The 21,597-nt window shown below is 66.8% G+C and carries 21 protein-coding genes and 1 pseudogene; 9 read left to right on the top strand and 13 right to left on the bottom strand.

Annotation, left to right across the window (positions count from 1 at the left end):
• Nucleotides 1-7: 7 nt before the first annotated feature.
• Nucleotides 8-3,313, bottom strand: a complete 3,306-nt coding sequence (locus QFZ53_RS03620) for a hypothetical protein (RefSeq protein WP_307293586.1) — start codon at nt 3,311-3,313, stop codon at nt 8-10.
• Nucleotides 3,314-3,601: 288 nt separating this feature from the next.
• Here QFZ53_RS03620 and QFZ53_RS03615 point away from each other — a divergent pair, with 288 nt between their 5' ends.
• Nucleotides 3,602-4,864, top strand: a complete 1,263-nt coding sequence (locus QFZ53_RS03615) for an ROK family transcriptional regulator (protein WP_307293583.1) — start codon at nt 3,602-3,604, stop codon at nt 4,862-4,864.
• A gap of 18 nt (nt 4,865-4,882) precedes the next feature.
• On the opposite strand, the gene QFZ53_RS03610 is transcribed toward QFZ53_RS03615, so the two are convergent.
• A complete protein-coding gene (locus QFZ53_RS03610) occupies nt 4,883-5,581 on the bottom strand; it encodes a GntR family transcriptional regulator (protein ID WP_307293581.1) in 699 nt (232 codons plus the stop codon).
• Nucleotides 5,582-5,660: 79 nt separating this feature from the next.
• On the opposite strand from QFZ53_RS03610, the gene manD reads away from it, so the two are divergent.
• Entirely contained in the window at nt 5,661-6,899 is a 1,239-nt protein-coding gene (manD, locus tag QFZ53_RS03605; protein WP_307293579.1) for a D-mannonate dehydratase ManD, read from the top strand.
• A gap of 160 nt (nt 6,900-7,059) precedes the next feature.
• The gene (locus tag QFZ53_RS03600) at nt 7,060-7,806 is read left to right on the top strand and encodes a hypothetical protein (RefSeq protein ID WP_292906911.1); all 747 of its coding nucleotides are present in this window, start codon (nt 7,060-7,062) and stop codon (nt 7,804-7,806) included.
• 41 nt (nt 7,807-7,847) lie between these two features.
• On the opposite strand, the gene QFZ53_RS03595 is transcribed toward QFZ53_RS03600, so the two are convergent.
• Entirely contained in the window at nt 7,848-9,035 is a 1,188-nt protein-coding gene (locus tag QFZ53_RS03595; protein ID WP_307293576.1) for an MFS transporter, read from the bottom strand.
• 113 nt (nt 9,036-9,148) lie between these two features.
• On the opposite strand from QFZ53_RS03595, the gene QFZ53_RS03590 reads away from it, so the two are divergent.
• Nucleotides 9,149-9,577, top strand: coding sequence for a winged helix-turn-helix transcriptional regulator (locus tag QFZ53_RS03590; RefSeq protein ID WP_292906907.1), 429 nt, complete (start codon nt 9,149-9,151; stop codon nt 9,575-9,577).
• Nucleotides 9,578-9,615: 38 nt separating this feature from the next.
• Here the strand turns inward: QFZ53_RS03590 and QFZ53_RS03585 are convergent, their stop codons facing one another.
• Nucleotides 9,616-10,047, bottom strand: a complete 432-nt coding sequence (locus tag QFZ53_RS03585) for a MepB family protein (protein ID WP_292906905.1) — start codon at nt 10,045-10,047, stop codon at nt 9,616-9,618.
• Between the two features lie 326 nt (nt 10,048-10,373).
• Here QFZ53_RS03585 and QFZ53_RS03580 point away from each other — a divergent pair, with 326 nt between their 5' ends.
• The gene (locus tag QFZ53_RS03580; protein ID WP_307293570.1) at nt 10,374-11,375 is read left to right on the top strand and encodes a magnesium and cobalt transport protein CorA; all 1,002 of its coding nucleotides are present in this window, start codon (nt 10,374-10,376) and stop codon (nt 11,373-11,375) included.
• Between the two features lie 131 nt (nt 11,376-11,506).
• Here the strand turns inward: QFZ53_RS03580 and QFZ53_RS03575 are convergent, their stop codons facing one another.
• A complete protein-coding gene (locus QFZ53_RS03575; protein ID WP_307293568.1) occupies nt 11,507-12,643 on the bottom strand; it encodes an MFS transporter in 1,137 nt (378 codons plus the stop codon).
• 192 nt (nt 12,644-12,835) lie between these two features.
• Here QFZ53_RS03575 and QFZ53_RS03570 point away from each other — a divergent pair, with 192 nt between their 5' ends.
• Nucleotides 12,836-13,576: an SGNH/GDSL hydrolase family protein gene (locus QFZ53_RS03570; RefSeq protein WP_307293566.1), complete on the top strand. Its 741-nt coding sequence runs from the start codon at nt 12,836-12,838 to the stop codon at nt 13,574-13,576.
• Between the two features lie 16 nt (nt 13,577-13,592).
• On the opposite strand, the gene QFZ53_RS03565 is transcribed toward QFZ53_RS03570, so the two are convergent.
• The 8 genes from QFZ53_RS03565 to QFZ53_RS03530 all read right to left on the bottom strand — a co-directional run bounded on the left by QFZ53_RS03565 (nt 13,593) and on the right by QFZ53_RS03530 (nt 19,309).
• Nucleotides 13,593-14,054, bottom strand: a complete 462-nt coding sequence (locus tag QFZ53_RS03565; protein WP_292906897.1) for an adenylyltransferase/cytidyltransferase family protein — start codon at nt 14,052-14,054, stop codon at nt 13,593-13,595.
• Nucleotides 14,055-14,197: 143 nt separating this feature from the next.
• Nucleotides 14,198-14,707, bottom strand: a complete 510-nt coding sequence (locus tag QFZ53_RS03560; protein WP_307293563.1) for a DUF305 domain-containing protein — start codon at nt 14,705-14,707, stop codon at nt 14,198-14,200.
• A 207-nt stretch (nt 14,708-14,914) separates the two neighbouring features.
• Nucleotides 14,915-15,577 carry a DUF998 domain-containing protein gene (locus QFZ53_RS03555; protein WP_307293561.1) on the bottom strand — a complete coding sequence of 221 codons (663 nt, stop codon included), beginning with the start codon at nt 15,575-15,577 and terminating at the stop codon, nt 14,915-14,917.
• Entirely contained in the window at nt 15,574-16,317 is a 744-nt protein-coding gene (locus QFZ53_RS03550; protein WP_307293558.1) for a TetR/AcrR family transcriptional regulator, read from the bottom strand. The genes QFZ53_RS03555 and QFZ53_RS03550 overlap by 4 nt, the downstream gene beginning before the upstream one ends.
• A gap of 2 nt (nt 16,318-16,319) precedes the next feature.
• Complete coding sequence (locus tag QFZ53_RS03545) at nt 16,320-17,144, bottom strand: hypothetical protein (protein WP_307293555.1); 825 nt, start codon at nt 17,142-17,144, stop codon at nt 16,320-16,322.
• Nucleotides 17,141-18,130: an ABC transporter ATP-binding protein gene (locus QFZ53_RS03540; protein ID WP_307293553.1), complete on the bottom strand. Its 990-nt coding sequence runs from the start codon at nt 18,128-18,130 to the stop codon at nt 17,141-17,143. Before QFZ53_RS03540 ends, QFZ53_RS03545 begins: the two co-directional genes overlap by 4 nt.
• Before the next feature lie 2 nt (nt 18,131-18,132).
• Nucleotides 18,133-18,795, bottom strand: a complete 663-nt coding sequence (locus QFZ53_RS03535; protein WP_307293550.1) for a GOLPH3/VPS74 family protein — start codon at nt 18,793-18,795, stop codon at nt 18,133-18,135.
• A gap of 52 nt (nt 18,796-18,847) precedes the next feature.
• Nucleotides 18,848-19,309, bottom strand: coding sequence for a hypothetical protein (locus QFZ53_RS03530; protein WP_307293548.1), 462 nt, complete (start codon nt 19,307-19,309; stop codon nt 18,848-18,850).
• Between the two features lie 216 nt (nt 19,310-19,525).
• Between QFZ53_RS03530 and QFZ53_RS03525 the strand changes: the two genes are divergently transcribed.
• The 3 genes and pseudogenes from QFZ53_RS03525 (at nt 19,526) to QFZ53_RS03515 (ending at nt 21,539) form a co-directional block, all read left to right on the top strand.
• Nucleotides 19,526-20,092, top strand: coding sequence for a recombinase family protein (locus QFZ53_RS03525; protein WP_307293546.1), 567 nt, complete (start codon nt 19,526-19,528; stop codon nt 20,090-20,092).
• 9 nt (nt 20,093-20,101) lie between these two features.
• Nucleotides 20,102-20,206: pseudogene (locus tag QFZ53_RS03520) on the top strand (hypothetical protein); the annotation flags it as partial.
• A 109-nt stretch (nt 20,207-20,315) separates the two neighbouring features.
• Entirely contained in the window at nt 20,316-21,539 is a 1,224-nt protein-coding gene (locus tag QFZ53_RS03515; RefSeq protein ID WP_307293544.1) for a Mu transposase C-terminal domain-containing protein, read from the top strand.
• The last annotated feature ends 58 nt before the right edge of the window (nt 21,540-21,597 follow it).

Raw genomic sequence — 21,597 nt, 5'->3', positions numbered from 1 at the left:
CGACAGCTCAGTCGAGACCGACGATCTGCACGGTCTTGAACAGTGCAGGGTTCTTCGGGGCACCGCCCACGCCGCTGCCCCACTCGATGTACCCGGCGCGCGAATCGCCGCCGGCCACGTCTCCGTCGGCGTCGTTGACCAGGAACGACAGCCCCCAGACGCCCGCAGGCGGCCCGTCGTATCCGAGCGACGACCACGGCACAGAGACCTGGTACGTGGTGGTGCCGGCCGCATCGTCACGAACGATGTCGGCGGTGGCACCCGGGGTGAGTCCCGGCGCGCTGCCCGCCGGCGGTGCAAACGTGTAGACGACCGGGCCCGCGGCACTCAGCGCCGCAGCGATCTCCACCCTCTCGCCACCCAACGACGCGGGAAGCGTGTCGTAGGTGTTGAACTGAACGGAGTCCGCCTGCCAGCTCAGTGCAGGATCGGTGCGGTCGGCGAGGTGCACATCGTCGGTGATCGTCGCGTGGAGGACGAGGGCGTCAACAGTCGCCGTGTAGCGTACTGAGCCGCCGAGATCCGCCGGCCCCGTGCGGGTGCCCGAGCGGATGGCGTTCCACTTGCCGATCGTGTTGAGATCGATCTCGTCGAGCGTGGTCGCACCCTCCTTCTCGATAGGCGAGAAGGAGAGCGATCCCTTGCCGGATCTCGCGACCTCCCCCGCGTGCGCGGTGACCGCATACGACTGCGTCTGGAACAGCTTCGGATCAACTACCGGGATCGACACCGTCTGCGATCCGCTGGCGGGGACGGTCACGGGATCGGTTGTCGTCCCCGACGCCGCGCCGACCTTCCAGTCGATCGAGTCGACCGTCACGTCGACATCTGCCGCGTTGTTGGTGACGGTGATCGCCATGGCGTAGTCGAAACCGGCATCCGTCTTCGTGATCACCGGCTGCACCGACATCCCGTACGGATCGACCACCTTCGTCGTCGCGTGCACTTCAGAGACGAGTCGCCCCTTCTTGTCGGTCACCGTCACCGTGACCTCTCGCTCACCGAGCCTGCTGACAGCCGGCAGGGTCAGAGCGGCGACGCCCTTGTCGACCTTGACGGTCTTCGTGACGCCGTCGGCCTCGACGGTCACCTTGCCGCCGCGGATGTGCGAGGCGTCGGCGATCGTCAGCGTCACCGGGACGTCACGACCCTGAACGGTGGTCTGAGGCACCTCGAGGGCGAACGCGGCACCCGCGGCGGCGACGGTCACATTTCCTCCCACGAACACCGGAGAGCCGTTCAGCTGCAGGGTCACCGTGCCCTTCGCGACCTGCTGGCTCGCACCGAACTTGTCGGTCAGCGTGAAGCCCTTCGTCGAGGTGACCGTGACCGAGTCGGTCCCGGTGCTCCACAGCACGCGCGTGGCGTCCTGTGCGGTGTCACCCGCGTACATGAGGCTGTACAGCGAGTCCGAGCCGAGGGCTTCCCGTTCGGTCAGCTCCTTGCCGACGGTCTGACGGATCGCGACCGCCTGCGTGACGAAGCCGGGCTTGGGACTGATGCCGTGCACGGCGCCGTACTCGTAGTTCGCCGTGGGGCAGATCCAGTTCCAGCAGGCGGTGTCGTCGGCACGGTTGATGAGACCGAAGCGGTTCTCCCGCTCGGCGCTGTCGAATCCGTCGTCGTACAGGTCGTACCAGAGGTACTCGTCGGCGCCGGCGAGCTGTGCGAGCAGCGGGCCGCGGATCGCGTAGTCCGCCTGCTGCGCCTGCGTGGAACCGGCATCGTGAGTCGGCCATCCGTTCTCCGTGACCCGGAGCGGGATGTCACGGCCGCCGTCGTTGGCGTCGATCATCGCGGCGAGCTGAGCCAGAGCGGCGAGCTCGGTCGTCGCTTCCGGAGGCGTGCCAGGACCGTTCTGCGCGTAGCCGTAGTAGTTCGTGGCGTACGTGTCGAGGCTGGCGAGGCCACCCTGAGCGATGAAGTCCTGCGCCCAGGCGAGCTGCACGCCGGCGGTGATCGGACCGATCACGTTGGCCTGCGGATCGGCGGCGTGTGCGGCGACGTAACTCGGCTGGAGGACCTGCAGGTAGCACGCCGCCGTGAGACCGCAGGTGCCGTCGTTGAACCCGGTGGAGTTGTACTCGTTGAGGATGCCGATGTCGTGCGAGACGCCGGCGGTTGAGAAGTGCTCCGCGGTCGCGCCGACGTAGGCCGCAAAGGCGGCGATCGCCTCAGTGCTCGCCGGAGTGCGCCCGTTGTCGTACAGCGCGTTGTCGAGTCCGGCGTTCCACATCACGTCGACACCGCGGTTCGCGAGCTCTGTGACCACGCGCGGGCCCTCGCCGGTGAATCCGTAGACGCCCTTCTCCTTCTCGACCTCACCCCAGGTCGTCTCGTTGCGGCTGATGCCGTACCCCGCGAGTTCCATCGCATCGATGAGCGCATCGGTGTGTTCCGTAGGCTGCCAGCTGCGATGCAGCTGCGTGCCGAAGAACGCGCCGTCGTCGTTCCACCCGGGGGGCGGATCGTCGAGGACGGCGAACGACGTCGTTCGCGTCACCGGCTCGTCAAGGGCCGCGGTCACGTCCAGCGTGTAGTAACCGAACGGAAGGTCGCTGAGGTCGATCTCGCCGTCGCCACCGCTGATCGCTGCGGTGCCAGTACGGAGTTCGACGTCGTTCTCGTCGCCGACGCGCCACGTCACCTCGTCAGCGGGTGTCGACACCTGCACAGACGCCTCGCCCTCCTTGAAGATGAGGGAGTCGTTCATGATCGCGAGCGAGTCGATGGCGGCGATCGGCTTGTCGGTGAAGGTCACCTCGACCTTCGAGAAGCACACCGGAGGCATCGAGCCCTGAGCGGCTTTGACGTTCAGGCGGAAGTCGTGGCCGTTCTCACGATTCGCGAAGTTGATGCCGGTCAGCTCGAAGGTCGTGCTCTTCCAGGTGTGCGTGTCGGTGAGCTGCTGGTTGCGCGAGCCGGTCCAGGGGTTCGACTTCGCGTCGTAGTGGATGTCGAAGCCGGCTGCGCCGACGTCGTAGTAGTCGACGGTGACGAGCGCCCGCGTCGCTCCTGCGGGAATCGCGCTCTGGGCGACGTCCACGTACAGATAGCGCACGTACGGATCGTTCTTCATCTCCCAGCACTGGACGCCGTCTACGGTCGTGGCCACCATGGCCGGGTCCTTCCCGGCGTCACCGGGTCGGGCCTTGTCGATGCCGCTCAGCTGCGGCGTGGACGAGAAGACGGCCGTCGCCGATGGCTCCACGGCCGCCGCACTGGTCGCGCTTCCTGCGACGAGTCCGGCGGCGATGACGCCGACGGCGACCATCCCCGCACCGAGAGATCGATGTTTCTGTCTCAGCTTCATGGATGCTGTTCCTTCGCTTTCGGTTTCACGGACGTCTTCGTCGTGCTCCCGGGTCTTCAGACCCGCCGGAAGGGCGCCCTCGGCCTTCCGTGGCAGCGGACAACACTGCCGATCCGAGTTCTCGACTTACTAACTCAAATCTATGAAGTAAGATAGACGACACGACGCTTCCAGGCAATACCCTCGATCAGCAGGCGATGGCGCGTTCTTCAAGACACAGGATGAAGTGACCTGTCATAGTCGACATACACGGGATCCGGCGGAGGTCCCCGAGGAACAGGAGAACGAGTGGCACAGTCGCCGCCCGAGCATCCGAGTCAGCACAGAGGCACCAACATGCCTCGAGTGGCCGACTTCAACGAGGGTGTCGTCCTCAACTCGATCCGACGCTCTGACGGCGGACGCAGTCGTGTCGAGTTGACCGCCGAGACCGGGCTCTCGGCGCAGACGGTGTCGAACATCTGTCGCCGCCTTCTCGATCAGGGGCTCATCCTCGAGACCGGAAAGCAGGCCGTCTCGTTCGGCAAGCCCCGCACGATGCTGGAGCTGAATCCCGCGGGAAGCTACGCCATCGGCGTGCACATCGATCCCGCCGTGATCACGTACGTCCTGCTCGACTTCACCGGCACGGTCGTCGTCGACGCGAGCCACCCGACCCCCGCCGCGCAGGACCCCGATTCCGTCCTCGCGCTGATGAGCGAGCAGATCGAAGCTCTCATCACGCGTGCGCCTGTCGATCGCGCTCGGATTCTCGGCGTGGGCATCGCCTCGCCCGGTCCGGTAGACGTGGAACGCGGCCTCGTCGTCGATCCTCCGCACCTGCCGAACTGGCATCGCGTGCCGCTGCGCGACCACCTTCGCGACGCCACCGGCCTTCCCGTACTGCTCGACAAAGACGTCATCGCGGGCGCCGTGGCCGAGTTGTGGGCAGGAGGGGCCGACGGGCCCAGTGATTTCGTCTTCTTCTACTTCGGCACCGGCGTCGGCGCCGGGATCGTGATCGACGACGTCGTCGTCAGGGGCATCTCGAGCAACGCGGGCGACGTGGGCCTGCTGCCCGTGACCTCGGAGGAGTTCGGCGATCACTACCGGCACCCGTTCCGGGCGTTCTGGGAGACCGGCTCCCCTCACATGCTCGCCAGCGAGGCCGTATCGCTGGGAGTACTCCCGGCCGATACCGATCTCGCGTCCCCTGCTGCAGTGGTTCAGGCGTTCAACCGTCTGAGCGCACTCGCCGACGAAGGGCAGACCGGAGCACTCGACATCATCGAGAAGGCCGCGCGCTTCGCGGCATCCGCCATCCTGACCGTGACCAATATGCTCGACGTCGGCACGGTCGTGATCGGCGGAACCACCTGGGAAGCGGTCGCAAGCCACTTCCTGCGCGTCATCCAGCCGATCGTGTCGGAGGGATCGATCTCGAACCAGCTGCACGCGACGACGATCACAGGTACCGCACTCGGTGCGGACGTCGCCGCGATCGGCGCGGCGTGCCTCGTGCTCGACAACAAGTTCTCACCCCGTCCGTCGACGCTCAAGCTCGGGGGCTGAGACCTCCGCTCACGCGCCTCAGCGCCGCGAGGGCCTGCCCGTGCGCGCGGCGGGCGCGCCCTCGAACAGTTCCGGATGCTGCTCCCGCACCGCCTCGAGGTCGGCGAACACGAACCGCAGGTGCTCGCGCAGAGCCTCGGCCGCGGCATCCATGTCTCCGGCGGCGAGCGCGTCGACGACCCGTTCGTGGTCATCCACGTAGTCCTGCACGGCGCGCGTCGCGCTCATGCCGACATAGCGGGCGCGGTCGAGATGCCCCTTCGCGGCGCTCACCGCGGCCCAGGCGTTGGCATGGCCCGCGAGACCCAGCAGGGCGCGGTGGAACTCCTCGTCGAGCGGGTAGAACGCGTCGCGGTCGGATGCTGTGCGCTGCCGCTCGATGAGGTCGCGCAGCATCCGCTCGTCCTCCTCCTCGGGCGGCGCACAAGCAGCGAGCGATGCCAGCTCGATGGCCTCGCGGATGAACTGCGCTTCGCGCACGCGATCGGGATCGATGCGGGTGACGTAGGTTCCGCTCTGCGGGCGCACCTCGACCAGGCCCTCCTGCGCGATGAGCAGCAGTGCCTCGCGCACGGGCTGACGGCTGATGCCGAGCGCGGCGGCGAGCTCGTTCTCGGAGAGCAGGCCTCCCGGAGCGAAATGACCGCCGATGATGCCGTCGCGGATCCGCCCGTACGCGACCGTCCGGGCGGACGGACGGGGCGGGGTCTCGGGCATACCGTCACGATAGCTTGACGAAACTTGTATGGCAGTGATTTGATCAGAGTGCCATACAAGTTCTCGACGAGGAGTCCGCATGCCCATCGACAAGGCCGAGGTCATCGTGACCAGCCCCGACCGCAACTTCGTCACCCTCAAGATCACGACCGCCGAGGGCATCACCGGTCTCGGCGATGCGACGCTGAACGGCCGTGAGCTCGCCGTCGTCGCCTACCTGACCGAGCACGTCGTGCCGCTCCTGATCGGCGCCGACGAGGATCGCATCGAAGACACCTGGCAGTTCCTCTACCGCAGCGCATACTGGCGCCGTGGCCCGGTGACGATGGCGGCGATCGCCGCCGTCGATATGGCGATGTGGGACATCAAGGGCAAGAAGGCCGGGATGCCGGTCTACCAGCTGCTCGGCGGCGCATCCCGCACGGGCCTCCTCGCCTACGGCCACGCCTCCGGCGTCGACCTTCCCCAGCTGTTCGACTCGGTGCGCTCGCATCTCGAGCAGGGGTACCGGGCCATCCGCATCCAGACCGGCGTGCCCGGCCTGAAGGCGATCTACGGCATCGCGGCGCAGTCGGCGGATGTCGGCGGCGGCGAGGCCCGCTACGACCACGAGCCCGCCCGTCGCGGGGCGAAACCCGTCGAGGAGGACTGGGATACGCGCTCCTACCTCACCCATCTGCCCGGCGTCTTCGAGGCGGTGCGCAACGAGTTCGGCCCCGACATCCCGCTGCTGCACGACGGCCACCACCGGATGACGCCCATCCAGGCAGCGAAGCTCGGCAAGTCCCTCGAGCCCTACGACCTGTTCTGGCTCGAGGACTGCACCCCCGCCGAGAACCAGGAGGCGCTGCGCCTCGTGCGCCAGCACACGACCACGCCGCTCGCGATCGGGGAGATCTTCAACACGGTCTGGGATTTCAAAGACATCATCCGCGACCAGCTCATCGACTACGTCCGCGGTGCGGTCACCCACATGGGCGGGATCAGCGCGCTGAAGAAGACGCTCGACTACGCGGCGATATACCAGATCAAGTCGGGCATGCATGGCCCGACCGACATCTCTCCGGTCGGCATGGCGGCGGCCATGCACCTGGGGCTCAGCATCCACAACTTCGGCATCCAGGAGTACATGCAGCACGGCAGCCGCACGAACGAGGTCTTCCAGCAGAGCTTCACCTGGCAGGGCGGCCTGCTGCATCCCGGTGACAAGCCCGGACTGGGCGTCGAGCTCGACGTCGACGAGGCGGGCAGGTACCCCTATGAACAGGCGTACCTGCCGTACAACCGCCTGGCTGATGGGACTGTGCACGACTGGTGATCCTGGCCCGGCGCGTTCCGGTCGCGATTCGTGCCGCGCCGTGCCGTGTTATCACCATTCCGGTCGCGATTCGTGCCACTTTCCGCCGCCGGAGACGGCACGAACTGCGACCGGAACAGGTCTCCACGGCGATCGGCCCGCGAAGTAGGCTGAGCACATCATGGAACCGCTCCTCACGTGGCTCGGCACCTACTGGTGGCTCATCTTCCCCGTCATGGGCGTGGCGGGTGGAGCAGCCAAGCGCTGGGAGTGGGCGGCGCGACGCCGGCATGAACGGCGCCTGGAGACGCTGCGCCTCAAGGCGGAGCTCAAGTCCGCCGAACTCGAGGCGCGCGGCCTGCCGAAGCGCCAGGGTCCGACGATCATCGACACCACGGCATCCGTCGCTCCGAACGATCTGCTGACCCGCCTCTTCGCGGAGCACGACCAGATCACCGCGCGCTGGCTCGACTACGAACTCGACGTCGCCAAGCTCATCGCGTTCCCCGCCATGAGCGATGGCCGTCAGCCGCTCGTCGCCGCGTTCCTTCGGGCGAAGAAGACGGCGGATGCTCTGCGTCCCGCCTCTGCCGACGCGAACGTCACCGAGAAGCAGGTCTCCGAGTACCTCGACGCCGTCGGCGCCTACGCCGTCGCCTTCGAGATCGCCGAGAAGGACGCCCGTCGCCTGCGCGACTCGACCTTCACCGAGCCAGAGCGCAAGCGCCTCGACCGCGCGCAGCAGCTCCTCAAGGTCGCCGTCGATGAGTCCGCGACTCAGGCCGAGCGCAACGTCGCATACAAGCGAGTGCGCGACGAGCTCGACGGGCTCATCCTGCTCAGCGACGAGGCCGTCGAGGTGCTCGAGAAGCAGGTCGCCAGGGAGATCTCGGCCCCGGAGCAGGTTCACCGACCCGAAACCCTCTAGGGCACATCCGCGCCCCGAAGGCAGCCCGGGAACGGTCTCGATCAGCGCATCCCGGCCGCCCCGACCTCGAGGCGATCGGGGGAAGAACCAGAGACCGCCGACCTCGACATCGCCCACACGACGAGTGCGCCGATCGCGAAGCACGCTCCGAGGACGGCCGAGCCGGTCCAGCCCACCTCGTCGTAGACAGCGGCCGTGGCGGCAGCGCCGAGCGCGGAGCCGAGGGAGTAGAACACCATGTACGCACCGACGGCGGTGCTCGTCCGATCAGGATAGGCGGACGCCAGGATGTGCTGGTTGCTGACGTGAACGGCCTGGACGGCGAAGTCCAGCAGGATCACCCCGACGATCAACAGGCCCCACGACCATTCGAGCTGTCCGATGGCGATCCAGGAGGCCAGCAGAGCGGTCAGGGCCACGCCCGTGACGCGGTCTGCGCGACCGGCGTCGGCCCAGCGCCCGGCACGGCCGGCGCCGAGAGCACCCGCGAGACCGACCACGCCGAACAGCCCGATCTGCGTCGGGCTGAGGTGCCATGGCGCACCGGCGAGGGGCAGGACCAGACCGCTCCACAGGGTTCCGAAGGACGCGAACAGGAAGAACGCGATCAGCCCGCGGCCGAGAAAGACCCGCTGCGCGAACATTCCGGCCGACGATCGAAGCAGCGCTCGATATCGAACGCCCCCTGAGCGCTCGTCTGCAGGAAGCATGACCAGCACGGCGATCGCCAGAAGCGCAGCAAGGACCGCGAGAAGGACGTAGACGCTCCGCCAGCTCCACAGATCCGCGAGGAAACCCGCGACGATCCGTCCGCCGAGGATGCCGATGACCACGCCTGAGGTCACCACCCCGAGATTTCGGCCGCGATCCTGCGGCCCGGACAGTGCGAGCGTGTACGCCACGGATGTCTGGACCACGACAGCGAACAATCCCGCCGACGCCAGACCCGCGAAGGCGACCCAAGACGTCGGAGCGGCGGCGACGATGGACATCCCCACGGCGAGCAGTGCGAGGTGCAGCATGATCAGCCGTCGGCGATCGAAGACGTCTCCCAGCGGCACGAGCAGGACGAGGCCCAGCAGATAGCCGACCTGTCCCACAGCCACGATCCATCCGACTGCGTCGAGCGGAACACCCAGATCGCGTCCCATCTCGACGAGAAGGGGTTGCCCCGCGTACACGCTCGCCACCGCGACGGCGCACACCACGGCGAGCGTCGCTCTCGTCATCCTCTTGATATCGACCACGTCCTCAGTTAGTTGCAATTTGCTACCAAAAGCAACATAGGGCAAGCTGGTTTCAATCTGCAACTCACCGGAGGTGGCCGATGGATATCCCGACGATGACATGGACAGACCCGAGCTGTCCCGTCGCCCGGTCAGTCGACCTGGTCGGCGACCGATGGAGCCTGCTCGTCATCCGGGACGCGATGGACGGCGCGCGATCCTTCACCGCCTTCCAGCAGCGCACCGGCATCGCCCGCAACATCCTCAGCGACCGGCTCCGCAGACTCACCGCACACGGACTGCTCACCCAGATCGATGCACCATCGGGCAGACGCCGGCTGTACGAACTCACCGATGCCGGCAGAGACCTGTTCCCGGTGGTCGTCGCGCTGCGGCAGTGGGGAGAACGCCACGCGTTCGCGGCCGGAGAGGCACATTCCGTGCTGACGGATGATCGCGGCGCCCCGCTCCCCGAGCTCGTCGTCACGGCCGCCGACGGCACGCCGCTGACGAGCACGAACACCCGCGTCGAGCATGTCGAGTGACGGATGCGACGCCTGACGCTTGGGCGCGCGAGCCGGAGTCAGTACTCCCGGAACGCCGACGCCTGAGCTCGCTGCGTGGCCGCCGCCTGCGGGTTCAACCCCTCGCACCAGCTCGGATACAGACGGAACCCGCGCTTGCCCGCGCTTCCTGCTGAGGTGACGCCCAGTTCCGCCAGGTACTCGGCCGGGAACCGGAAAACCCCGCGCCGACCGCCCTGCTCCACGAACACCAGCAGCCCCGCCGCCGGATCGTCGGATCCGTACGGCACGGTCTTCGCCTTCTCATCTCTTCGCCAGAAGGCCACGAACGCACCAGGCTTGGTGGGCGTGGTCCGCGCCGTGCGAATGTGCCACGACTCGCCGTCGATCTCGACCATGCCCGATTCATAGTCGCTGTTCTGCGGCTCCGGAGAGATCGGTGAGGATATCCCGCTCCGATCGGCGTACGTCTCGAATGCGCTGAATCTCATCAGAGCCACGCTACAACGGCACACCCCGACGAGTCCGGCGCGCCACCCACCACCCGGCGTCGTGGCATTCTCCCGGGTTGGCAGGAGTAAGCTGACCCCTCGGGTCGTCCGACCCCCAGAGTGCACGAAAGGCGGTGATGGCGATGTCCGGTGATAGTCACGACGCCGCCCCCGCTGCGTCGCGCACGGCCGTCTTCGCGCGTTGAGCATCCGCTCCGCGTCTCACAGGCCTGATCCTCCGCAGCCGTCGGCGGCGTCTTCCGCCCCTTGACGAATTTGCGCGCACCGGCGATCCCGGCGTGCGCCTGCATGAACGGATCCGCATCATGGCGCTCATCGACAACGGCGTGTACGTCCACGGACGTCGCGTGGAGACCCCGAAGAACCTGGACGAGACCTACCGCATCCTCGACGCGGTCGACGGCATCGCGTGGATCGGCCTGTACCGGCCGAGCCCGCAGGAAGTGCACTCGGTCGCCCGCGAGTTCGACCTGCATCCGCTCGCGGTGGAGGACGCGCTCTCCGGGCATCAGCGCTCCAAGGTGGAACGCTACGGCGACACGCTCTTCGCCGTGCTGCGCCCCGCCCGCTACCGCGACGAGCAGGAGTCGATCGAGTTCGGCGAGCTGCACCTGTTCATCGGCCCGGACTTCGTCGTCACGATCCGGCATGCCGAGTCGCCGAATCTGGTCGCGGTGCGGCAGCGCATGGAGGCCAACCCCGAGCTGCTCGCGATGGGACCCGAGGCCGTGCTCTACGCGATCCTCGACGAGGTCGTCGACGGCTACGAGCCGATCGTCGCCGGCCTCCTGAACGACATCGACGAGATCGAGGACGAGCTGTTCGGCGACAGCGACGACGACGCCCTGTCGCGCCGCATCTACCAGCTCTCCCGCGAGGTCATCAACTTCCAGCGGGCGGTGCATCCTCTCGCCGGGATGCTGGAATGGCTGCGCCGCGGGTCGGACAAGTACCGCATCGACGAGGAGCTGCAGCGCTCGCTGCGCGACGTGCTCGACCACGTCATCCGCGTCAACGAGCGGGTGGACTCGTTCCGTGCGATCCTCGAGAACGCGCTCACGGTGCACTCCGCCCTGGTGTCGCGCAGGCAGTCCGACGCGAGCCTGGCGCAGAACGACGAGATCAAGAAGATCTCGTCGTGGGCGGCGATCATCTTCGCCCCGACCCTCGTCGGCACCGTGTACGGCATGAACTTCGACGCCATGCCCGAACTGCACTGGACCTACGGCTACCCGCTCGCGATCGGCGCGATGGCGGCCTTCGCCGTCGCGCTGTACGGGGTGTTCAAGTACAAGAAGTGGCTCTGAGCGGCCGGGGAGCGCGTCGAGATCCCGTGCTCTCGCCGAGCGCACGGGATCTCGACGTGAGGAACCTGTGCACTCGGCGGGATGCCGTGCACTCGCGCAGCGGCGGGGCTGGCGCTGGGAGCGGAGGCGGGTCAGGGGGACGTGGGCAGGAGGGACGCGAAGGATGCTGCGGCGGCGGTGAGCGCGGCCGCGGCGAGCACGATGCCCTGAGCACCTGCCGTGGAATAGGCGGAAGCGGCGAATGCCGGTCCTGCCATCGCCCCGAGGTTGAGCGCGACGGTCGCGTAGGCCCCGCCGAGCACGGGCGCCCCGGTCGCCTCTCTCACGATTCTCGAGATCAATGCCGAGCCGACGGCGAAAGACAGCATCCCTCCGAGGAACGCCCCCGCGAACACGACGGGAGCCGATGCCGAACCGAAGGCCAGAAGCACCCAGAGTGCCGTCGCGGCGAAGCCGCCCACGGCGATCCACGCGCGTTCGCGAACTGCTGCCCACCGAGCCGTCGCGCTCACCCCGAGGAAAGCCCCGATGCCGAACGCCGCGAGGAGTGCGGGAACCCACGCATCGTCCACGCCGGCGTCTGCGCCGATGACGCCCAGGAACGTGAACACGCCGAAGGTCGCCGCGTTGACGAGCACCGCGAGGATGACGGGCACGAGCACCCGCCGGTGACGCAGCTCGTTCAGCTCGGCGCGCACTCGGACGCGCGGTGCCGTCGCGACGCGCCCCAGCGTCTGGTCGAGAAGGAGGCCGAGGATCGCGGGAACGCACAACACCACGACGCCCCAGAACGTCGAGCGCCAGCCGAGGATGCCGGCGAGCAGCGCGCTGGCCGGCACGCCGACGATCGTGGCGAGGGTCGTGCCCGCGAGCAGCGTCGCGACCGCGCGTGTCGTCTGCCCCGGCGACACGATGCCCCGCACGGTCGACAGCGCGATCGCGAGGAACCCGGCGTTCGCCAGCGCCGCGATCACGCGCGTGGTCAACAGCACCCAGAACGACGCGGAGACGGCGCCGACGGCGTGCGCGAGGATGAACGCCAGCAGGAGCAGGACGAGCGTACGGCGCGGTCGCCATCGGGCGCCGAACACGGCGACCACGGGCGCGCCGACCACCATGCCGACGGCGAACGCCGAGGTCAGCAGCCCCGCCTGAGCGGGTTCGACGCCGAGATCGGAGGAGAGAGGGAGAAGGAGTCCGGCGAGCATGAACTCGCTGGTGCCCTGGGCGAAGATCGCCAGAGCGAGGACAGGGATGAGGAAAGGCATGAGGCATCCAGACGGATTGGCGCCGTCGACGCCGCGCTATGGGCGGACGGCGAGAGTGAGGGGTCGACAGAGGACGCGGGGAGCGCATCGGCTGCGCTCACCCGCGATCTACGGTCTGTCGGACTCGGGGCTCACGATCTCCACAGTAGTGCGCCTGCGGCCCGAGCGGGCGTGGGCGCTAGGCTCTTTGCCGTGCCGAACGCCGAACCTCTCGCATCCGACGCCACCCCTTCCGCAGCATCCGATCTCCGGCGTCTCGCCGAAGCTCTCGGTGGCGCCGCACCCCTCACCTGGGTGCTCACGGGAGACTCGATCACGCACGGCCTCGTGCACACCCAGGGCGAGCGCAGCTACCCCGAACACCTGCACGAGCTGGTGCGCGGCGAGCTCGGCCGCACGCGCGACATCGTGATCAACTCGGCGATCAGCGGGCACCGCCTCACCGACATCCTCGGCGACTTCGACCGCCGGGTCTCGTCGTGGCGCCCTGACGTCGTGACGCTCATGATCGGCACGAACGACCTCGCGACCGGACCCGGTCGCGCGACGGTCGAACCGGGCGACTTCGCCACGTCGCTGAGCCGGTTCGTCGCCCGCGTCCGCAGCCTGGGCGCGATCGCCGTGCTGCAGACGCCGCCGTCGATCGACGTGCCCAACGCGCCCGGCCGCGAGCGCATCGTCGAGTTCGTCGATGCGGTGCGCGCGGTCGCCGCCGCAGACGACGTGCTTCTGGTCGATCAGCACGCACGCTTCACGGAGCTCGGCAACGGCGGCGTTCCGTGGGGCCTCATGGGCGACCCCTTCCACCCGAACGCCGCGGGGCACGCGTCGCTCGCGCTCGAGCTGGCGACGACGCTTGGCATCCGGCCCGCGCCCTCGCGCTCATTGCCGATGCTCGAAGCCCGCGTCGCCGCGGCACGCCTCAACGCTTGAGGCGTGCCCGCGGGGTTCAGTCGTTGGCGGTGCGTTCGGCTTCTTTGGCGGCGACGATCTTGCGCAGGCCGGAGCTGGAGAAGCGGTGGTCGCGGCTGTTGAAGTACAGCTCGATGCCTGCTTCTTCGCAGTAGGTGCGGCCGGTGAAGTCGCGGTCTTCGTACTCGTCGCCGACGATGCGCACGTCGAGCTTGAAGGAGCGGAGGATGTCTTCCAGGTCCTGCTCGGTGGAGTAGGGGACGATCTCGTCGACGTACTCGCAGCCGCGCAGCTGGATGTACCGCTCCACGACGGTCTGGGTCGGAGCATTCTTCTCGGGACGGTCGAGTGTGGGGTCCATCTGCAGACCGCAGATGAGGTAGTCGCACTGGCGTTTGGCCTCGGCGAGCATCATGATGTGCCCGGCGTGCAACAGGTCGAAGGTCGAGAAGGTGATCCCGACCCGCGGACCCGGGTTGTAGTCCTGGTGCTTCTTCACGGACTGCCCTTCCACGTGATCCCCATTCTGATCTCGGATTCGATGTCCCGAGAACTCTACCCAAGACACTGCGGCCCGAACTCCTCGAGAGCTGGGAACGACGTGACGCGCGCGCCCGCCCGCGAGGAGTGCTCCACCCCGTCTCAGAGCGACCCGAGGATGTCTTTCATCTCCGCGATCTCGTCGCCCTGCGAGGACGCGATGCTCTCGGCGAGGGCGACGGCATCGGGGTTCTCACCGTCGGCGATCTGCGTCTCGGCCATCGCCATCGCGCCCTCGTGGTGCACGATCATCTGCTCGAGGAACAGCTTCGAGGCCTCGGCGCCGGATGCCGCTTCGAGAGCGGCCATGTCGTCTTCGGTCATCATGCCGTCACCGTGGCCGATCCCGCCGGAAGGAGCATCCACACCCCAGTCGTCGAGCCAGTCCTGCATCTTCTCGATCTCGGGCGCCTGCGCGGCCTTGATGCGCTCGGCGAGATCGACGACCCGCGGATCGATGCCCTCCTTGCCGAGCACCAGATCGGACATATCGACCGCCTGCTGATGGTGGACGATCATCATCGCCGCGAACATCGTGTCGGCGTCGTTCGCCCCGGATGCAGGCGCGTCGGATGCCGTCGAGGACGACGAGCCGTGGTCCATGCCCGGCATCGAGGAGTGGTCGCTCGGCGCGGCCGCGGAGCACCCGGCGAGCGCGACGGTTCCGGCGAGGAGGAGCGCGGCTGCAGCCGCGGTAGGGTGTGAATCGCGACGCTTTGTGGCGCGGTTTTGGTGGAGATAAGTGTCGAGCGGCGATCGGCCGGGTACGGTCCCCGGGCGGTGCGCAACCGGCTCTTATAAGAGCGTTTGTAGGGGGCGCTATCTGGGTCCGTCGGGAACGGCTGAACCGCGTAGCAGGACCCTTGCTGTGACGAGTTGCCAGGCGAGGAATGTGTACACGGATGCCCGTTCCCAGATCCCGTCGGGAAGGAGAAAGTGGACCATGAGCAGGGCTGCGCTGGCGAAGCCGAGCGCGCCGAGAAACCATCCGGTCCGACGAACCGCCCCAGACATGCGGAGGCTTCTGCCTGCGATGATCGCTACGAGGTTGCCGCTCGCGATCGCGAGGAACGCGCCTAATCCGTGCCAGGCGATCAGTCCGTTATGCACGTTAGCTTCGGACCCGGGCACGACACCGACCAGGACGATGCCCACAGTGTGGAGGGCTCCGAAAATGATCAGGAGTGTGACGCTGGCCGTGCGGTGGAGGCGCGGCAGGAGGAGGACGAGCCCGAGGAGGAACAGGATGCCTTCACCGATGAACCCGGCGTTCATCACGGCATGGAGGGGAGAATCGAGAACACGTCCATCAAGGATGCCCTTGTCGGGCACGCCGAGGTCGCTGATGTAGTTGGTGGCGTAGCTGTATCCCGGGAATGCGGTGGCCGCGATCGCTTCACACAGCAGGTACCACAACGGGCCGAGCATCCAGAGCAGCCCTGTGCTCGCCCATGGGCCCATCGAGCGGTTCGTTCGCGTCATGCGTTTCCCTCACTGGTGACTTTCAACGGTTCTCGTCCTGTTTTCGCGGGGCCGGCCGCGTTGGCTTGGTGTGCATCGTCGGAGTGTTCACGTTCCGGCGGCGAGGGCATGAAGACGTCGACGAGGCCGAGGAGAGCGCTCGCACCTCCGGGGAGGGAGAAGTCTGGGTTGGTGAGGGTTTCGGCGACGAGCGCGTCGACGGCTCCGCCGAACATGATCGCGTGTGCCTCGGCATTGACCTGGGCGTTGTATTCCCCGGCGGTCTGGGCTTTAGTAATGAGGTCGGCGAGGGGTCGCCATCGGGCCTGAGTGTCGGCGTGTTCGGTGATTCCGGTGTCGGGGTCGGTGAATGATTCGGCCATGACGCGGACGTGCTGTGGGTGCTCGGCGAGGTAGTCGAGTTGCGAGGTGAGGTAGGCCTTGAGCGCTGCGCCGGGTGTAGGGGCTGCTTCGATGCGGGCGCGCATGTGGGCGATGAGGCCGGTTCGGACGACTTCGTACGCGGCCCGGATAACGTCTTTCTTGGTTGGGTAGTGGTACAGCACGGCCGCTTTGGTGATCGATGCGGCATCAGCAATATTCTGCAGCGATGTTCTGGCGGCTCCGTTGTCGGCGATTAGGTCGATCGTGACGCTGATGAGTTGCTCACGACGTGCTCGTTCCGCGAATGTCAACTCTCGATCTGCGGGCCGGGGTCGCCTCGTCTTCGACGGGGCGGTTTCGCCCGATGTGCTGGGCATCGTCATGCGTCCTTTCGGGTAAAGCGCCAGCGGGCGATTCCGTAGCCGAAGAGAAGCCACACGATGAGTGTGATAGCTCCGGATAGCGGGCCGATGTCCTCGGCGCCGGAGGCGATCCCGGAGATGCTGTGTAGGCCGGCGAGGGGTGTTAGTGGGGTGAGTACCTGGCTGATATCAGCTCCGAACCATCCTATGATCGCCGCGAGAACGAGGACGGCGATGGGTCCGAGGATGCCGGCGGCGGTCTTTCGGAACATGAAAGCGAAAAGGGTGGCGAGGACCCCGTAGAACACGGGCATGAGGATGCTTCCTGCCAGCAGGCGCGGCCCGGATCCGCCGAGGATGTCGACGAAGCTGCGGCCCGTGCCAGCGACGGCGGCGCCGGCTACTGCCCCGACGAGGATGACCCCAGCAACTCCGATCACGGCGGTGGCGCTGGCGACCGCGATGGTCTTCGCGGTGAGGAGCCTGGTGCGGTTGGGGGTGACCGTGATGCTGTGCTGCATGAGGCCGGTGGAGTACTCGGTGCCGACAGCGACGGCGGCGAAGACGATCGCAGCGATCGTGGCCGCGTCGATGCCGAGCAGGCTCGCCGTCAGTACATCTCCGGTCGCCGTGTCACCAAGAGTCTTACCTTGAGTGACTGGAAGGCTGATGCAGAACACGATTGCGGCCATCGGTGCGAGCAGCACGGCAATCCCGAAGAGCCACCGTTGGGGGCGTTGACTGAGGATCTTCCCGAGCTCCGCCTTGACGAGGTCGACGAACGGTGCCCGGGTTAGCTCGTGTCGGCTGACCTCTTGAACGGGAGCGGTTGTGGCGGTCATGATGTCGTTCCCTTCGTGGTGCGGCGGTCTTGGTCGTGGGTGAGGGTGAGGAACGCCGTCTCCAGACTCGCTCCGGTGCGAGCGAGCTCACGAAGGGTCACATCGTGCGACCAGGCGATCCGGTTGATCTCGGCGGGGTCTATTCCGGTGACGGTGAACCTGTCCGGGGAGTCATCCGCGTTCTCGACGTGTCCCCCTCGCTTGGCGAGTGCGTCGATGATCTGGGCGGCGCCGTCGCCGCCGACGTGGATGGTGCCGCTGGTTCTGGCGGCGAGTTCGGCGACGCTGACATCGGCGATCAGGCGCCCCTGGGCGATGACGACGACATGGTCGGCGGTGGCCTGCATCTCGTTCATCAAGTGACTGGACAGCAGCACCGTGCCTCCGGTCTCGGCGAAGTCCTTCAAAAGGTGTCGCAGCCAGACGATGCCTTCCGGGTCCAGTCCGTTGAGGGGCTCATCAAGGATGAGGACTCGCGGGTCGCCGAGCAGCGCCCCGGCAAGTCCCAGGCGTTGACGCATTCCGAGCGAGAGCCCGCCGGCGGGCCGGTCGGCAGCGTCGGCGATTCCCACCCGGTCCAGAACGGTGTCGATGCGGGAGGCGGGGACGGCGGAGGATCGTGCGATCCAGGACAAGTGCGCGCGGGCAGTGCGTCCGGGATGGATCGCCGATGCATCCAACAGCGACCCGACAAGCCGGGTGGGACTGGGCCACTGGGCGTAGGGGCGGCCTCCAATCAGCGCGCGTCCGTTGCTGGGGCGGTCCAGCCCGAGGATCATCCGCATCGTCGTCGACTTGCCGGCCCCGTTCGGTCCCAGGAATCCAGTGACCGTCCCGGGGTGCACGGTGAACGTCAGGTCATCAACGACGGTGGTCGCACCGTAGCTTTTGGACAGGTGCTCGATCTGGATCGCGCCGTCGATCGCGGGCACAGTGGCGCGGTCGAGGGTCGCCGGGTTGGAGGAGTGGGGCGTCGTGTCGGTCATGGTCAGAACCCCTGCGATCCGTTGTTCGCGTTCACCGTGGAGATGACCGCGTTACGTACCGCGGCGTTGGCCTGTTTGATGACCTTCCGCACCGCCTCCGACGCCCACTCGCCCTCGGTGATCGACTTCACCGCCGATTTCGCTATCCCCGGGAACACCTTCTTCAGTACCCCGGTGGCGTCGCAAAGACCGACCAACGAGGCGTCCCATTCCGTTGCGGTTCTGCGGTCGGCCAGGACGTCGGCAACGCGATTCGCCAGGTCATCGAGCGCAGCCTGGTTCGGCGCATAGCGGACGACAGGGATAAAACCCAGCACCACGTCCTCCTCGGTCGTCGCGAGGCCGCTGTCCACTGCGTGGCCGGCGACCCGGCCCTCGACGTCGGAGCATCGGAATCTCCGCACCCAATGTTTCGCGGACCGAGGCCGCGCCTCGGAGCGGACCATCGCGTCGAATTCGCCTAGCAGTCCGGGCGGCACGGCACCGGTGTCATCCGGTACGACCTTGCCGTCAACCAGAGACACTCGGCGATGCACGACGAGATCCGTCAACAAGGCCCCACCCAGACCAATTTTCAGGAACTTGCGTTGGACGACCCGTTTTCCATCCGGCCGGTGAGCCAAGAGGAAGAGTGCGTCTGCGAGCGGAACGTGCGAGTAGTCCATGGAATGCCACTTTCTGCGAAGTCAAACGTTGAAGGGGGATGACTGGGCGCGGTTAGCGGGAGGGTGTTGCCTGGACGTCGGCATGGCTCCGGGCCGAGAAAAACGCTCGAGCAGACGCCGAGCCCAGGAGGAGCAAGAGGACAGCCAATGCCGTCACGACGAACGCGGGAGTCACGAACCGCACTACATCGGGCGAGGTGAACCAGGTCACGATCCCGAAGACCACTGACAGCACCTGCGACGCGACCACAATGCGGAACACTCGCCGGTTGCCCGAGCCGATCTTCGCCGCGTAGATACCGCAGACAACGACCAGCAGGGCGTGGAACGACACCGTGCGCACCAACTCCAGCAGGACCAGTTTCGAGACATCCGAGGAACTCAACGCTGGCCGTGCGCCACTGATCTGCTCCGCGAGGACTCCCTGCAGCAACACCAAGGCAACGATCGCCGCGCCATGAGCCACGGCGATCAACGCCAGGAGCACACGAGCGACCCGAATCTGTACAGGCATCCCGATCTCCCATCACTAACCGAATGGTTAACAGGCTAACTGTATGGTTATCCAATGTCAACGGGCACCTGTGAACATCAACACGGCAATGCCCGCGAACGTAAACGACCGTTCACGAGTCAGTCGCCGATCATCGCGCCGGGCTCGGCGAGTCGTGTCTCATGACTCGTGTCGGCGATCTATGTAAAGCAGGCGGCGTTCGCGTTACGCTGAGGCATGGCCACGATCGGTTACGCCCGCGTCTCGACCCGAGACCAGAATCCGGACGGCCAGACCGATGCACTCGACGCTGCAGGCTGCGACAGGATTTTCGTCGAACACGCATCCGGCACCCTGGCGAAAAGGCCGGCGCTGACAGAAGCCCTTGGGTATCTGCGCGCGGGTGACTCGCTCGTGGTGACGAAGCTTGACCGGCTCGGGCGATCGGTACGAAACCTCAAACAAGTCGCGGACGAGCTGCAACAGCGGGGGGTCGGATTGAAGGCCCTCTCGCAGGGCATCGACACCACCACTCCGGGTGGCCGCCTGTTCTTCCACATGCTCGCCGCGATCGCGGAGTTCGAGCACGACCTCATCGTGGAACGCACCCGGGACGGCCTCGCGGCCGCCCGCGCACGCGGGCGGAAGGGCGGCCCGAAGTTCAAGATGACGCCGACGAAGATCCGGCAGGCCCGGACGATGTATGACGAAGGTGGCCACACCGTGCAGGAGATCGCCGACACGTTCGGGGTGTCCCGGCCCACGATCTATCGGCACTTGGCCGAGCACGTCGAGCGGGCCTGATCAGGGATCATGGCGCACCTCAGCGACCGGCAGAAGGCCGAGCTTGTGCGCCAACACCAGGACGGTGTGCCGTGGACGCGGCTTGCGGAACACTCCGGCGTCGCGGTGCGGACTCTGCAACGCTGGGCAGCTCGGATTGAGACAGGTCAGCTCGCGAGAGCACCTCGCCGCGATAGGGGATCGACGCGCACTGCCGCCGAGCTGGTCACGGCGGTCGAGGCGCTTGCTGTGCGCCGGCCAGCGCCGACGATCGCGTATATCCACCGTCGCATTGGTGACATTGCCCGGGACCGCGGATTGCCGGCCCCGGGATACACCACGGTCCGCGAGATCGTTCGCCCGCTCGACCCGGGGTCTGACGGCTCTCGCTGATGGCGGGGACGCCGCCTACCGGGACAGGTTCGAGCTGGTCTACCGCCGCTCGACGTCTGCCCCGAATGAGCAGTGGCAGATGGACCACACCCTGCTCGATGTGATCATCCTCAACGATCGGCAGCAACCCGTCCGTCCATGGCTAACGATCGTGCTCGACGACTACTCGCGAGCGATCGCCGGCTACACGGTGGGCGTTTCAGCACCGACGGCTGAAAACTCCGCACTGGCGTTTCATCAGGCCGTCGCTCGGAAACGAAACCCGAAGTGGGTGGTGTCGGGCCTTCCGGACATCCTCTATAGCGATCATGGGTCCGATTTCACCTCGACCAGGATCGAACACGTCTGCCTCGACCTACACGTGCGCCTGATTCACTCGCGGGTCGGTGTTCCGCAGGGGCGCGGCAAGATCGAGCGGTTCTACCGAACGATCACGACCGAGCTGCTGCCGCACCTGCACGGCTTCATCCCGCACGGCACAGGTGGGGCACCCGTCAGCGAACCCAGCCTGACCCTGCACCAACTCGATGACGTGCTCGAGCGATTCATCGTCAACGAGTACAACGAACGACCACATTCAGCGACCGGCTCAGCCCCTCACACTCGCTGGCGGAGCGAGAGCTTCATCCCTCGAATGCCCGCACATCCTGAAGACCTCGATTCTCTCCTGCTGACTGCGGCCACAACCCGACGTGTGCAACGCGACGGGATCCGCTTCGCATCGACCCGATACATCTCACCGGTCCTCGCTGCATACGTCGGCGAAGACGTCACGGTGCGGTACGACCCCCGCGACCTCGGAGAAGTGCGGATCTTCCACGACAACGCGTTCTTGTGTCGCGCGATCGCGCCCGAACGCTCCTCCGAGACCGTGTCCTTCACCGATCTGCAGGCGGCGAGGAACCAGCAACGCCGCGCCCTGAAACAGCAGCTCCGCGAGCTCACCACTCACGCTGGCTCACTGCCTGAAGACACCCGCCACCGCCCCGAAGTCGCGCCGGTAGTGGAGAGCGCACCCGACCGCACAACGCCACCCCCGGCCCGACACGGACTGAGAACGTATGCCAACGACTGAGCCAGACGACAGCAAACCCATCTCCGTCCTCTTCGACCCAGGCGACGACGGGCGCCGG

Source organism: Microbacterium natoriense, assembly GCF_030816295.1.
In the GTDB taxonomy this organism is placed as follows: Bacteria; Actinomycetota; Actinomycetes; order Actinomycetales; family Microbacteriaceae; genus Microbacterium; species Microbacterium natoriense_A.
Note: the sequence above shows the minus strand (reverse complement) of the source record. Positions and strands in the feature narration are given on the sequence as shown.

Coding starts and splice junctions, on each gene's coding strand:
- QFZ53_RS03620 (WP_307293586.1), bottom strand. CDS start 3,313: ATGAAGCTGAGACAGAAACATCGATCTCTCGGTGCGGGGATGGTCGCC.
- QFZ53_RS03610 (WP_307293581.1), bottom strand. CDS start 5,581: ATGCCCGAGACCCCGCCCCGTCCGTCCGCCCGGACGGTCGCGTACGGG.
- manD (WP_307293579.1), top strand. CDS start 5,661: ATGCCCATCGACAAGGCCGAGGTCATCGTGACCAGCCCCGACCGCAAC.
- QFZ53_RS03600 (WP_292906911.1), top strand. CDS start 7,060: ATGGAACCGCTCCTCACGTGGCTCGGCACCTACTGGTGGCTCATCTTC.
- QFZ53_RS03595 (WP_307293576.1), bottom strand. CDS start 9,035: ATGACGAGAGCGACGCTCGCCGTGGTGTGCGCCGTCGCGGTGGCGAGC.
- QFZ53_RS03590 (WP_292906907.1), top strand. CDS start 9,149: ATGACATGGACAGACCCGAGCTGTCCCGTCGCCCGGTCAGTCGACCTG.
- QFZ53_RS03585 (WP_292906905.1), bottom strand. CDS start 10,047: ATGAGATTCAGCGCATTCGAGACGTACGCCGATCGGAGCGGGATATCC.
- QFZ53_RS03580 (WP_307293570.1), top strand. CDS start 10,374: ATGGCGCTCATCGACAACGGCGTGTACGTCCACGGACGTCGCGTGGAG.
- QFZ53_RS03575 (WP_307293568.1), bottom strand. CDS start 12,643: ATGCCTTTCCTCATCCCTGTCCTCGCTCTGGCGATCTTCGCCCAGGGC.
- QFZ53_RS03560 (WP_307293563.1), bottom strand. CDS start 14,707: ATGCCGGGCATGGACCACGGCTCGTCGTCCTCGACGGCATCCGACGCG.
- QFZ53_RS03555 (WP_307293561.1), bottom strand. CDS start 15,577: ATGACGCGAACGAACCGCTCGATGGGCCCATGGGCGAGCACAGGGCTG.
- QFZ53_RS03550 (WP_307293558.1), bottom strand. CDS start 16,317: ATGCCCAGCACATCGGGCGAAACCGCCCCGTCGAAGACGAGGCGACCC.
- QFZ53_RS03545 (WP_307293555.1), bottom strand. CDS start 17,144: ATGACCGCCACAACCGCTCCCGTTCAAGAGGTCAGCCGACACGAGCTA.
- QFZ53_RS03540 (WP_307293553.1), bottom strand. CDS start 18,130: ATGACCGACACGACGCCCCACTCCTCCAACCCGGCGACCCTCGACCGC.
- QFZ53_RS03535 (WP_307293550.1), bottom strand. CDS start 18,795: ATGGACTACTCGCACGTTCCGCTCGCAGACGCACTCTTCCTCTTGGCT.
- QFZ53_RS03530 (WP_307293548.1), bottom strand. CDS start 19,309: ATGCCTGTACAGATTCGGGTCGCTCGTGTGCTCCTGGCGTTGATCGCC.
- QFZ53_RS03525 (WP_307293546.1), top strand. CDS start 19,526: ATGGCCACGATCGGTTACGCCCGCGTCTCGACCCGAGACCAGAATCCG.